We start from the raw sequence: 13,358 nt of genomic DNA, 5'->3' as shown, positions 1-13,358 counted from the left end.
CTGCTTATTTGATTTGTAAGTTTATAGTGCTGCACTAAACGCCAACAAGTCGCGACGTTTTTGAACCGTGTAATGGCGAGCCGGCATTTCTACTGGGTGTCCCCAGACATTATAGAGGATACCGGTCTGTGTGTAACGCGGGTCGAGGGCGAGTTTGGCGACCAGTTTGGACTCAGTCTTTGCTGGCACGTTGTACAAGCCGCGGAGGGTTTTAGCCATGGCCGACGCATCCGCCCCCATACCGGTTCTGATCAGTCCCGGATTGAAACAATTGATTGTGATGTTATCGCGTTTGTAACGGCCAGCTAAAGCCTGAGTCAGCAGCATTTTATTTGAAAACGCCGCGTCGATGACCTGTGAACTGGTCAGTCCAGTACAACTTGGATCCTTGGGAATCAAAACTGGCTGATTCTTAGCAACTAACGCGAGCCCTAATACATTAAGGACACGCGCGCCCTTGCGTAACCGGTCGTGAAGTTCCGTAGTCAGCCAGTACGTAGCGCCGTAGTTCAGCGCATAGCTGGTGTTGACCCCTTCCGTCGTCGGTACCTGTGGCAACGTGACACCGCCGGCCGCGTTGATCAGCGCGTCCAGACGAATATTTTGGTCGACCAGCCGCTGGTGCAGATCTTGAATCGCGCTGCGCAACGTTAAGTCGCACAGTTCCGCCCAGATCAACGGGTTGCCGGAGCGACGCTGAATTTCAGCCACGGCGGCATCGGCCCGTTTTTGATCATGCCCTAAAATGATAATTTCCGCGCCGACCTTTGCCAATGAAATGGCGGCCGCTTTGCCGACCCCTGAAGTGCCGCCTGAAACCAACACAATTTTGTTTTCCACCTTAGGTTGCTTCACCGTAACGTCCCTCCTGTTTCAGTTGCGTTACGATTATGTTACACGATTATTTCGAATTTTGCACTGGTTTCCGTGAATTTTGCTTAATCTTATTGGAAAGTAAAACAGTTGGTAACATAATGACCAGGGCAGCGATCGAGATAATCAAAAAACCGTGTTGAAAGGCCTCCAGCCGAATGTTAACCAGGTGTTGATGGGTAAATGAGCTAAGCATATTAGCGGCAACCGTGTAGTGACCGTCCTTCATGTGCGTTTCAAACGTCTTCACATGTGCTGTCGAGAATGCCGTGACTACCGTGGTGACTAAAGCCGAGCCAAACGCGCTGCCGATGTTTTGGACAATGCGTGACCCGATCGTTGCGGCGGGAACATCACTGCTGGCCATTCCACTATATGAATCGGCCATCAACGGGGTTAAGATACCGCCTGCACCAACGCCGCGGACCAACAGTACCGCTGCAACGATCCAGTAGGATGTGTGCTGATCGATCCAGAAAAACGGAATTGTTCCGATAAAGGTGATGATAACGCTGACCAGAACCACGTACTTGGCACCGATACTGTCCGTCAAGTGCCCGGTCATCGGCCGAGAAATCAGCATGCCAACGCCTTGTGGAATCAACGCTAAGGCAGCCATGATGACGCTCATCCCGCGGACGTTTTGGAAAAACAGCGGCAGAAGCAGCATTGCCCCATTGAGCACCGTGCCGGCAATGAACAAGCCAATCACAGAACCGTCGAATGAACGAAACTTAAACAGCTTCAGTGGTAAAACCGCTTTGTCACCGCGAATCGCTGCCCAAATGATGTACAGCACCAGTGCAACGGCACCGGCAATCAAAAATGTCACGGTCGTTTGATTGCTGAAATTGGCAGCGTGGGCGGCCTTAACCACCCCGTAGATCATGCTGCTGGTAGCGGCAATCAGTAACGCCGTACCAATGATATCCAACTTAGCGTTCTTATTTTGTGCTGGATAATTCGGCATCTTCCAAGCAAGGAGCAGAAGTGCAATCAGTGTCACTGGTACGTTGATCCAAAAAATCCAGTGCCAAGACAGAAACTTGATAATGATCCCGCCAATCACAGGACCAACAAGCGGGCCGAGAATCATTGGTAACCCAACTGTGGCCATCATTTGCCCCATAACGGCCGCGCCAGCTGTTTGCACTAGCAACGTGGTCAGCAGCGGCATGATCAGGCCACCGGCGAACCCTTGGACCAGCTGTGCAGCAATCAGAAACTGAATGTTTGGCGAAATGGCGGCCAAAATCGACCCAATGCCAAATAGTAATTCACCAGCCATAAAAACATGCTTGCCATCAAAGTGGTTGATCAGCCAACTGGAAAAAGGCACTGCCACACCGGTTGCCAACATGTAGCAAGTCACCGTCCACTGCACCGTTGTCACTGAACTATAGAAGCTATTCACCAGATTGTTGATAGCGATATTGATCATGGTGGAATCTAATAACGGTGCCATAGCTCCGAAAACTACTACCCAGGCCACCGTCATGGTTGCTTTTGAAATTGTTGTTTTGTTTTGCATGTTACCCTCCTGAATAAGAAACTTTTAGTATCTTAAATGAACAAATGCTATAATACTCTTTAGAAAACAAAAGTCAATAAGAAACTTTCGGTATCTTATTTGAAAGAAGGGGTCACATGACGCAAACACGCCGACGGGGCGCGGCTTTAGAAGCTGCCATTTATCTGGCAACGCGCGAAATTTTAGCAGAAGAAGGGCTCGCTGGGCTGACATTTCCAAAAGTAGCCGACCGGGCAAACACCAGCAAACCCGTTATTTACCGTCGTTGGGACTCGCCGTTTGCGCTGGCAATTGCCGCCCTGCAGGATAAGATCAAGCGGGAAAATAGCGGTCGAACCGATGAAATCAAGTTGACCGGTCGGACACTTGCTGAAGATCTCACCCAAGTGCTGAAACGATTTACCGTCAGCATGAAGACCTTCGATGAATCCTACCTTGGCTCGCTCATGGGCGGGTTGAATAAGGAACAAGGGGCCGCCATTCAGCGGATGATTGCAGAGGGCAACGCCATTGACATTAACGCCATTGATCGGGTGGTTAAACGGGCACAGGACCGTGACGAGTTGGGGGCTGGCACCTTGCCGGATCAGGTAAAACTGCTGCCTTTTGATTTATTGAGATACCATCTTTTCGTCAATCAGGAATTTTCCGATGCCGAACTCGCTAGTGTCATTGACGATGTATTACTGCCGGCTTATCACCACGCACTTGAGCACTAAAAACACCTAAGAAACGTCACTTCTGCCGTTTTTTAGGTGTTTTTTTATCCGCGTTGCGTCATCAACACCGACAGTCCCTGGGTCTTCATCGCAAACCCAAGCGGCAGCCATGCGTTAGTTGTCCGTTTGCCACCCTTACCATCTACAATTCGTGCCTTCTGCATTTCATAATATCTTCATCCGATCAGTGACCCGATTTTCGGCCAAAGGGTTAATTCCGGTTGTTAGTCGATCCAAGTCGATTTCAGTCAGCCTTGTTTCGTCCCTTGCCGTGACCAACTCTTACAAGAGTCAAAAAACAGACCACCCGCGTTCGGTGATCTGTTCATCTTCTAATGTCTAATGCGTTCAATTCTAGTGAAAGGTCATGCGTTGTATCTGAAAAGATTAACGTTCTAGCGGCAAAGCACCCCACGTCTTCCAGCAAGTGATCTGCGGCGTTTTCTTACTTCAAGATACTTCGGTAAATTGCTCGCAGATCCGCCACGTCCAGCTTCATGGGGTTGTTACCCAACCGTTGCGGATTAACCGAACCAGCCAACTGTGTGATCAGGTGGTCATCGTTTGTCGATGGCGCCTCTATCGAAAGCTGTTTCAATAGCGCTTCAAACCAATCGATCGTCGTCTCTGGATCTGATTGACCGAACAATTCCGCCAGCGCGTCAAACTTCGCGTTCAGTTCAATACTTGGCTCCTCGGCCAACATATAGCGCCAAATTTTTGGCAAACAGACCGCAACCGCGTGGCCGTGCGCGATACCAAACGTACCAGTTAGTTTATAGGCCATGGCATGTGCTGCCGTTGTTGTTGAGATGTTGATGGCTTTTCCGGCAAGATTTGCCGCTTCCAGCATGTCCCTGTTACCAGTTGGCAAATTGTTCAGGTAGTCCTCATAGCTGCTAAGCCACAAACGGATAGCTTGGCGGGCATAACGACGACTTTCTTCGGTTGCTTTTACGGCCCAGAAGGATTCGATACTGTGGCACAACGCGTCCAGCATGCTGGCTTTACGGGTATAATCGGGCAGACTGTCCAACAAGTTGGGGTCAAGGACAGCATCAGTCGGCAGCAAACTCGCATCCGAGATGGATTGCTTCACACCGTGGTAATAAATCACCGCAAAGTGGGTCACTTCGCTTCCCGTTCCCGCTGTGGTGGGCACGGCGATCAACGGAATCGCGTTCGGCTGAATCAGTTGGTTCACGTAGGGGATTGAATCGCTCATTCCAACAAATGCTTTGATACTCTTTGCAACATCCATTGGACTGCCGCCGCCAACTGCCAGCAGAAGGTCACTGCCGCTAAGCGTAAAGGCATTCAGTCCCTTCACAACAGATTCATAACTGGGGTTGGGTTCATAATCATGAAACCCAGTTACTGTTAAACCATCAAGTTTCATTAATTCCTGATACGCCGCCGTTTGCATGAATGAATGGCCGCAAACCAGAAATGGCCGGGTACTGCCAGTCTTTTCAATTAATGTGCTGATCCGGGTCACTAGGGACTCGGCTGATGCTACTGTCCGTTCTGCCATCAGATCACCTCCTAGTCATTGTACTGAACAGGTAATGCCACGTTCATCCGTTTCAAAGCCGCCTTCATCGCAACAAAGAAATCGGCAATATCATCCGGTGTAATCGCGCCTAATGCGCAAAGTCGAAATGATGGTAAATCTGCAACTTTGCCAGGATAAATCGTAAAGCCCTGTTCATAAATCAAATCATGCATCTTTTCAAACGAGAAGTTCGGGTCGTCGGGATACTTCAATGAAACGACCAGCTTGGACTGATATTCTTTTTTGATCAATAACTTGAAGCCAAGTGCCTCAGAACCATCGACCAAAGCTTGCCAGACTGCTTGGTGACGTGCCCATTTTGGTTGTTCGCCTTCCTCAAAGTACTCTTTGATACCTTGACGAGCGGCATAAATCGTTTGAACTGGTGGTGTAAAGTGCATCTGACCGGTCTTTTTGATGAAACTATATTGCATGTACAGATTTGTATAGTAGGACCGAGTCGGGTAGTCTTTGGAAGCCTCTAAGATCGAGGTTCGCCCAATTGTGTATGACAAGCCGGTAAACGCCATGATGCCTTTTTGTGCCGAAGACATGACGAAATCCAAGTTGTCCTTTTCCATATCAATGGGAATCATGGCATAGGTGGAGGTAGTATCAACGATCATCGTGCACTTAAATTCATGCGCAACCGCACCGATTTCGCGAATTGGATTCAAAACACCAGTCCCAGTTTCGTTATGACAACAATATACAGCTGCGATATCAGCATCGTTTTCCAATGCTTCCCGAACTTTGCTAACGTCAGCCGGTTGCGTGATGTCCAATTTCAAGTTCACATAATCCATATGGTAGTAATCGCAGACTTCAGCTGCCCGGTTCGAATATGCACCGTTGTTAACAATCAGAATCTTCTTGTTAGCAGGCACTAACGAACTCACTGTTGCATCAATATTGATAGTCCCAGAACCGCAGAACAATACTGAGGTAAAAGCATCACCGCCATGCACGATATCTACCAGATCGCGCCCCAGTTGTTTCATAATATCGCCGAATTCCTCTTCACGCGGACAGATGTCTGGTACGACCTGCGCGTACTTCACACTGTCAGTCGTCGTTGCAGGACCTGGGTTGAGTAAAATATTACGTTTGATACTAGGTAGTTTCGTTGTGTCCATAAAACAAGCTTCCTTTCTTAACTAAGACTGTGCTGTAACTGAATGTTTACGACCAGCAATACCGGCCAATACGATCATCAAAACGTTTGCGATGGTGATCAGGATAAAAAGCATCATCCAGTTGTTGTTTCCAATAGTGAAGCCAAACACGATAGATTGGACAGACGCCCCAACATAAGCCGCAAAGTCCATCAGTCCACTGGCAGTGCCAGCGAATTCTCGACCGCCCGCATCCATTGCAGGCGCCCAGGTCAACCCATTTATCGCGTAAACAAAGAACCCGGCGATAAACAGCAGCACACTGATGATGAGTTCGTTATGCATGAACGGGAAGACCAGTGCGACCACGCCGCCTATCAAGGCGCAGATAATGACCCCTGGCAGACGGTTCGTGGCTAAATACTTATCGGCCAGCATTGGTACGAATAACGCTCCAAAGCCCATCCCGATCGGCAGAACCAGACTTTGAATCAAGCCTGAGCTGACATCCAATCCCATCGTTTTCGTAAAGTACAACGGGATCCACGTCAATAACCCATACCGCACGATGCTCTGCAAGGCAATGATCAGCAACCAGACATCGTACTTCCAGGACTCCAACAGATAAACATACGGGTAAAGTTTGCTTTTCCCGGCTGATGCTGCCTGAATTGTCGTCTGTTCTGATCCGCTACTGGCAACTTCTTTAAAGGGCTTGAGTCCCACCTTTTCGGGCGCATCCTTTGTCATTGCCCAGTACACAATTGCCACCGCCGCTGCGACCATCACGGGTAGGAAGAACGCTGAACGCCATCCTAATTGTGGGGAAACTTTCATGGCGACAATGACCATAATCATTGCCACCGCTTGACCGAAGTCAGAAAAACCGTTGGCCATTCCGGTTGCGAACCCGCGGCGATTATTCGGCCACCAGCGAGAAAGCAGCGCCATTCCCGGTGCCCAGGCCATCGATTGGAAATAGCCGTTGAACGCCCAGAGAATTGCGATAATAATCAGTGAAGATTGAAAACCGATCAGAATGTTAGCTGCCGCTGATAGCAACACCGCAGAAATAATGAAGCGGTTCACACCGAAAATCTCACTTAATCGTCCATTTGCTAATTGCCCCAAGCCATACGTCCAAAAAAAGACTGAGGATAGGATACCTAATTGACCCGTTGTCCAATTGGTCTCCTTGACCATCATCGGAATTGCCGAGCTAAGATTGAGCCGCCCGCTATACAAAAAGCAGTACACCAGGGAAAAGCCAATCACCGCCCGCCAAGCATACTTGCGAAAGACCGCATACTCGGAACCCGTATATCCTAGAAAACCATGTGTTTCCTTTACTTGCTTCACTAACTCTGCACTCCCTTCATGCCACCTGCGTCATGTTTTGTCCTCCTAACCCTTTTAGTTGAAACCTTATGTCATATTTTATAACATTGAATTTTAATAAAAGCAATGGTTTTTCTCATTATTTTTTAATTCAAGAGCCTTGTTTTGCCTTCTTTTCAGATGTAACTACCTATTTAAGGTTGTCAATTATGGTGAGGAAAAATAAATATAGATTCTGTAGATGCCTGATTTAGCAATCTTTTTAAAACACAAATTATTTTGCAAAGAAACTAGGATTCCTACCGATGTCAACGATATCTTGATTTAATTTCATAACAAATTAATGTTATATTTTATCACATTAAGCAAAATTTAAATTGCAAAGCAGGCACGTGCAAAGGCCCCAATATCATCGACTTTTTGCCAAAAATGACAAAATGGTATACATAACATCACGTAATTAATCACTGGTTTCCGGTTGACGTTTCAAAATATTGGTCTATCATAGCAACCGTAATGTTATTAAAGCTTACACAAAAATACTAACAAAAACTAATGGGAGTGGATAAGATGAGAATTGAGCACGATTGTGTTGGAACAATGGCAATTGATGATGATGCTTTGTACGGCATCCACAGTAAGCGTGCGGAGGAGAATTTTCCGATTTCAAACGAGAAACTGCACCCGCTGATTATTGAAAGTCTTGTTCAGATCAAAAAAGCAGCCGCCGAAGTCAACCTTAAGGCTGGCACCTTGGATGCTGATAAATCCCAGGCCATCGTCAACGCTTGCAACCAACTCCTGTTGGGCCGCTACTCGGAAGCCTTCATTGCACCTGCCATTCAGGGCAGCGCTGGTACCTCGGCCAACATGAATGTCAACGAAGTGGTCGCCCATCTGGCCGAACGAATGACACCAGGGTTAAAGGTGCACCCAAATGATGACGTGAACCAATCGCAATCTACAAACGATACCTTTCCGACAGCCGGCAAAATGGCAATGCTAAAAAAACTGCCCGCCCTATTAACGGCCATTGAATCATTGAAGATGGTGCTATTAGACAAGGCCGACCGGTACGCCGATACAGTAAAAGTCGGCCGTACGCAATTGCAGGACGCCGTGCCGACCACCTATGGCAACACGTTTAAAGCCTACTGGTCAATGTTTTCTCGTGATACAAAACGACTGACTGCTGCCAAGGACGCCCTCACAGAGGTCAACCTAGGCGGGACAGCCATTGGGACCGGGTTAAACACAACTGATCTGTATCAGGCCACCATCGTGCCGACCGTGAACCAGATCTCTCAACTTTCTTTAACTCAGGCAACGAACCTCATCGACGCCACACAAAACTGCGACGCCTACGTGACCTTCTCCAGTGCGATGAAGGCGCTGGCTGTGGATCTTTCGAAGTTCTGTAACGACTTGCGCTTGTTAGCCAGCGGACCGCAAGCTGGTTTAGCCGAATTGAAACTCCCCGCTAAACAAGCCGGCTCGTCCATCATGCCCGCTAAGGTCAACCCAGTCATCCCAGAAGTCGTAAACCAAGTCGCCTTTCAAGTCATCGGTAACGACACTACAGTCACTTTGGCAGCCGAAGCCGGCCAGCTGGAACTCAACGCGTTTGAACCAATCATGTTCCGTGACATTCTCGCCAGTGAGACCTACCTCGCAAACGCCATTCAAACACTGGTTGCAAACTGTGTCAGCGGCATTACCGTTAACGAAGACCGCTGCCAGGAAAACGTCGAACATTCAGCCGTGGTCGCCACGGCATTGTCACCCTATCTGGGCTACGAAAAGACAACCTTGCTCGTCAAACGTGCTGTAAAAGAGAACCGGTCCATCCGTGAACTGCTTAAGACAGAACACCTGTTGGCACCCAAGCTGGTCGACCATTTACTATCACCGGCTAACCTAACAAATCAAAAAGTCAGTCATGCTTTAGCACAGGAAAGTTAATATAAAGCAATTCAAAAAGGCTCTTGAACTTTGCGTTCAAGAGCCTTTTTAATGTTCCTTATTTATCGGTCGTCTCTTCGATTCCCAGCAGTTGATAAGGACTCATGTAGAGCATTCGCATAATAATTTGGGAAATTTCTTCCGGTGATTCCGGGTTCCCCTGGTGCACCCAAACCTGAACAACACTCAAAATACTGGCTAAAACGATCTCATGCGCGTAATTGTCTGGCAGTTTCGCCGTCATTCGCGTGCTCCCCTTCACCATGAACAAGTCGCGGTCAATGATCTGGCGCAGCTGGTCCTTCACCGCATCGTAGAATTGTGCGTCCACCATGAGTACTTTGATCAAGTCAAACTCCTGATGGATAAACTGGATCATCTGGATCACTGCCGGATATGTGCGCAGGTTTTCGTCATCCGCCCGCTGATTGATCATCGTCTCCGCTAAGTTTGATTCCATCACCGTGTGCATTTTATTTAAGACCTCGTCTTCAAAATGACGCGTAAGGGCAATTTTATCTTCATAGTGGGCATAAAACGTACTGCGGTTGATGTGGGCGTACTTGGTCACATCGCTGACGGTCAGCTTTTCCAATCCTTTCGTATTACCCAGATAAATGAACGCCTGCTTGATTTTGCGTTCAGTGTTAATAATTTTTTGATGGGTTGCCATGGTCTCCCCTCCACTGTCTTTTTTTCTTTATCATAACGATATTCCAAAAAGAAAGCAACACGATGTTGCGGATTAAGCTATTTTTGAATTGAAACCAACACTTTTTAAAATTTTAATGGTTGCGTTTGACGTTATCAGCCGTTACTCTATATTTAAATCAACACAGTGTTTCTTTAAATATCAAACAAGGGGGAATCACCATGTCCTATATCGACGTCTTACACAGTTCAAAAATTTACGGCAGCGGCGAACACGAAGTCCGCGCCAATGACGACATTTCCTTTCATATTAACCAGGGCGAACTCACCATTATCGTGGGCGCCTCGGGGGCCGGTAAATCCACGCTGCTCAACATTCTGGGTGGCATGGACCAGTCCACCAAGGGCCAGGTCATTATCAACGAAAAAGACATCGCCCAATATTCCAACCGAGAAATGATCACGTACCGGCGGCGCTCGATTGGTTTTGTTTTCCAGTTCTACAACCTAGTTCCGAACTTAACCGCGTTGGAAAACGTGGAACTCGCCGCTCAAATTGCGCCCGATGCGCTGGATGCTGAAACCGTCATGAACGAGGTCGGCCTCGGTGACCGCATCAGCAACTTCCCGGCCCAGCTATCTGGCGGTGAACAGCAGCGAGTCGCCATCGCGCGAGCCATTGCGAAGAACCCGGAACTGTTGTTGTGCGATGAACCCACCGGCGCGTTGGATTATAAAACCGGGAAAACGATTTTGAAACTCCTGCAGGATTTCTGCCACAACAGCCAAAAAAACGTGATTATCGTCACCCACAACGGGATGATCAAGCCGATGGCCGACCACGTCATCGAAATCGGCGACGGTCAGGTCAAAGCCGATTATCAAAACGAGGCACCGACACCCGTTGAACAAATCGAATGGTAGGTGAACCGAAATGAAAACAATATTGAATAGAAATATTCGGCGGGAGTTCAAATTCTCCTTCGCGCGATTTGCCTCCATTGCGGTCCTGCTTGGACTGGGCGTCTTCGTACTGGTCGGACTCAAGGTTACCGGCCCCGACATGCGAGCCACTGGAAACACCTACTACACAGAACATCACATGGCCGATGCCGTCATCAAGAGCGACGTTGCCATTTCAAAGTCCGACCAGACCTATATGCGCAACTTACCGCACATCAAGAAAATTGAATTCAGCACTTACAAGGACGCGGTCATCAAAGGGTCAACCAGCAGTATCCGCGTAAGCGAGAAGACCAGCACCCTGTCGACCAGCAAGATCAGTTCCGGCCGCCTGCCGACCCGCAGCAATGAGATTGCCTTAAGCAGTGCCGAGAAGGGCAAGTATCATTTAGGTCAAACCATTACGCTCGTCAACAACAAGGGCAAGACTAACGTTTCCGGCCTAAAACACACCCGCTATAAGGTCGTCGGTTTCGTCACGTCAAGCGACTACCTCATGAAACAAAACCTCGGCACCACCAACGCCGGTACTGGCCAACTCACCACTTTTGGCGTGGTCACCAAGGCCGCCTTCACCAGCAGCCGGCCAACCATGGCCTACGTCAGCTACAACAACGTCCACGGTGCCGCCTACAGTAACCGTTACGAGTCCCAGGTCGCAAAAAACGTCAATCAGGTGACCCACCGGCTGACGAAACGGGCCGACCACCGGCAAACACAATTGACAACTGCGGCTTCAGATAAGCTGAATGCCGCGCAAAAACGGCTAACTGCCAAGCAGAATACACTGACCGCGACGAAGGCTAAACTCTCCGCTGCTATCAAACAAGATCCGCAAGCTGCCAGTCAATACAAAACGCAGGAGGCCGCGCTTGCCAAACAGCAGGCAAAGCTCACCGTTGCGCAAAAATCACTGACCGCGCAACGCCAGTCCCTCAAGAAAACAAGCCAGCTCACCTACGAGATCCAATCGCGGAACGACTACAATTCCGGCTACAACCAGTACGGTGAGGATGCCAAACGAATCGACGTACTGGCGAACACCTTTCCAATCATCTTCTTTGCCGTGGCCATCATGGTCACCCTGATCACAATGACGCGAATGGCCGAAGAAAAGCGCCAGGAACTTGGCGTTCTGGGTGCCCTAGGCTATACCAAGCACGACGCCATGAAGGTCTTCATCATCTATGGTGTGCTCGCTGGGCTGCTTGGCTCAGCTGTCGGCGCGTGGTTCGGAACGAGTTTCTTACCGCGTAAAATCTTCGCCGCCTACGCTGCCAACTTCACCATGCCGAGTTTCCAAACCCCGCCATCCCTGTTATGGATTTCAGTCGCCGTGATCATCTCGCTCCTATGCGCGACGTTGCCAGCCATCATCGTTGCTACCAAGCAACTGCGAGAAGTTCCAGCCGTCCTAATGGCGCCAAAACCGCCTAAATCGGGGTCAAAAGTCCTGCTGGAACGCATTCCAGGGCTTTGGCAGCACCTGTCCTTCAACCACAAGGTCACCATTCGAAATCTCTTTCGTTATAAGAGCCGGATGCTGATGACGATTCTCGGCGTTCTGGGCTGTACGGCACTGCTGATTACCGGTTTCGGTATTCGCGATTCCTTAAACGGTATCGTCAAGACCCAGTATTCAGACATCATCCACTACGACGTGATCGGCGTTTTCAATCCCAACGCCACGTCAGCGAGTCGTAAGGCTTACGAAAAGAAGGTCGATGATCTGAAGGGCGTGAAAAATAACACCAAGGTCTATTACGAATCCGTCACTGCTAAGCCAACTGACGAGGTCACGAACCAATCCGTTTCGCTGATTGTACCGAAGTCGACGAAGGCCTTCAAAAAAGACGTTACCCTGCGTAACCCAACAACGAAAAAACACCTGCATTTAACCAACAACGGCGCCATCATCACCAAAAAATTGGCCACTATCACCAATGTTAAAAAGGGAGACTACCTGACCATCAAACAGTCCGACGGTGACAAGTACCGGGTCAAAGTCAGCGGCATCACCGAGATGTACGCCGGTCATGACGTTTACATGAACAGTACTTACTACCATAAGGTCTTTTCGAAAAATGTGACCTACAACGCTAACATGCTGAGGCTCAGCAACCGGTCGAACAAAAGTATCAACCGGGTCTCGCGGACCTTGAATAAACAGTCGGCCGCCCTTACTGCGGTCCAGTCAAACGATGCTAAGACCACCATCAACAACATTTTGTCAGGGTTGAATCACTTGGTCCTGATTATCATCATTGTCGCTTCGGTACTGGCCTTCGTCGTGCTGTTCACGCTGACCAACATCAACGTGTCGGAACGGATGCGCGAACTCTCGACCATAAAGGTCCTGGGCTTCTACCCGATGGAAGTCGTCATGTACGTCTATCGTGAAACCTTCATATTAACAGTCGCCGGAATCCTGTTAGGCTTCATCGGCGGCGATTACCTCCACTACTACATCATGCAGACCCTGCCGCCAGAAACGGCCATGGCCGACATGACACTTTTCTGGACAAACTTCACCGTATCGGGATTGATGACCCTTGGTTTCTCAGTGGTCGTAATGGGGTTGATGGCTTATAAGATCAACCGAGTAGATATGCTGGAAGCTTTGAAGTAGCGCGCGCTAATAAAGTTTTTCT

At 48.9% G+C, this 13,358-nt stretch carries 10 protein-coding genes; 4 read left to right on the top strand and 6 right to left on the bottom strand.

Translation table 11 applies throughout. The features are described 5' to 3' along the window. Window positions 1-21 precede the first annotated feature (21 nt). Together FC82_RS02055 and FC82_RS02050 are read right to left on the bottom strand one after the other, a co-directional pair. Window positions 22-855 (bottom strand): SDR family NAD(P)-dependent oxidoreductase, encoded by an 834-nt coding sequence (locus tag FC82_RS02055; RefSeq protein ID WP_054759053.1) that lies wholly within the window; start codon window positions 853-855, stop codon window positions 22-24. 46 nt (window positions 856-901) lie between these two features. Further along, complete coding sequence (locus FC82_RS02050) at window positions 902-2,404, bottom strand: MDR family MFS transporter (RefSeq protein WP_056996067.1); 1,503 nt, start codon at window positions 2,402-2,404, stop codon at window positions 902-904. A gap of 116 nt (window positions 2,405-2,520) precedes the next feature. Here FC82_RS02050 and FC82_RS02045 point away from each other — a divergent pair, with 116 nt between their 5' ends. Beyond that, a complete protein-coding gene (locus FC82_RS02045) occupies window positions 2,521-3,123 on the top strand; it encodes a TetR/AcrR family transcriptional regulator (protein WP_054759052.1) in 603 nt (200 codons plus the stop codon). Between the two features lie 445 nt (window positions 3,124-3,568). Here FC82_RS02045 and FC82_RS02040 read toward each other — a convergent pair whose 3' ends face one another. Genes FC82_RS02040 through FC82_RS02030 form a run of 3 tightly spaced genes read right to left on the bottom strand, consistent with a single transcriptional unit; the run spans window position 3,569 to window position 7,152 of the window. Then, window positions 3,569-4,657: a phosphonoacetaldehyde reductase gene (locus FC82_RS02040; RefSeq protein ID WP_056996066.1), complete on the bottom strand. Its 1,089-nt coding sequence runs from the start codon at window positions 4,655-4,657 to the stop codon at window positions 3,569-3,571. 11 nt (window positions 4,658-4,668) lie between these two features. Beyond that, complete coding sequence (locus tag FC82_RS02035; protein ID WP_056996065.1) at window positions 4,669-5,814, bottom strand: 2-aminoethylphosphonate aminotransferase; 1,146 nt, start codon at window positions 5,812-5,814, stop codon at window positions 4,669-4,671. A gap of 21 nt (window positions 5,815-5,835) precedes the next feature. Beyond that, on the bottom strand, window positions 5,836-7,152 hold the full coding sequence (locus FC82_RS02030; RefSeq protein WP_054759046.1) for an MFS transporter: 1,317 nt from the start codon (window positions 7,150-7,152) through the stop codon (window positions 5,836-5,838). Window positions 7,153-7,701: 549 nt separating this feature from the next. Between FC82_RS02030 and FC82_RS02025 the strand changes: the two genes are divergently transcribed. Further along, complete coding sequence (locus FC82_RS02025; protein ID WP_082620128.1) at window positions 7,702-9,093, top strand: aspartate ammonia-lyase; 1,392 nt, start codon at window positions 7,702-7,704, stop codon at window positions 9,091-9,093. Window positions 9,094-9,151: 58 nt separating this feature from the next. Here FC82_RS02025 and FC82_RS02020 read toward each other — a convergent pair whose 3' ends face one another. Further along, window positions 9,152-9,766, bottom strand: coding sequence for a TetR/AcrR family transcriptional regulator (locus FC82_RS02020; protein WP_056996063.1), 615 nt, complete (start codon window positions 9,764-9,766; stop codon window positions 9,152-9,154). Between the two features lie 200 nt (window positions 9,767-9,966). Between FC82_RS02020 and FC82_RS02015 the strand changes: the two genes are divergently transcribed. After that, window positions 9,967-10,668 (top strand): ABC transporter ATP-binding protein, encoded by a 702-nt coding sequence (locus FC82_RS02015; protein WP_056996062.1) that lies wholly within the window; start codon window positions 9,967-9,969, stop codon window positions 10,666-10,668. A 10-nt stretch (window positions 10,669-10,678) separates the two neighbouring features. Further along, entirely contained in the window at window positions 10,679-13,336 is a 2,658-nt protein-coding gene (locus FC82_RS02010; protein ID WP_056996061.1) for an FtsX-like permease family protein, read from the top strand. Window positions 13,337-13,358 lie beyond the last annotated feature (22 nt).

This window comes from Secundilactobacillus collinoides DSM 20515 = JCM 1123 (assembly GCF_001435975.1).
Taxonomy (GTDB): domain Bacteria; phylum Bacillota; class Bacilli; order Lactobacillales; family Lactobacillaceae; genus Secundilactobacillus; species Secundilactobacillus collinoides.
Note: the sequence above shows the minus strand (reverse complement) of the source record. Positions and strands in the feature narration are given on the sequence as shown.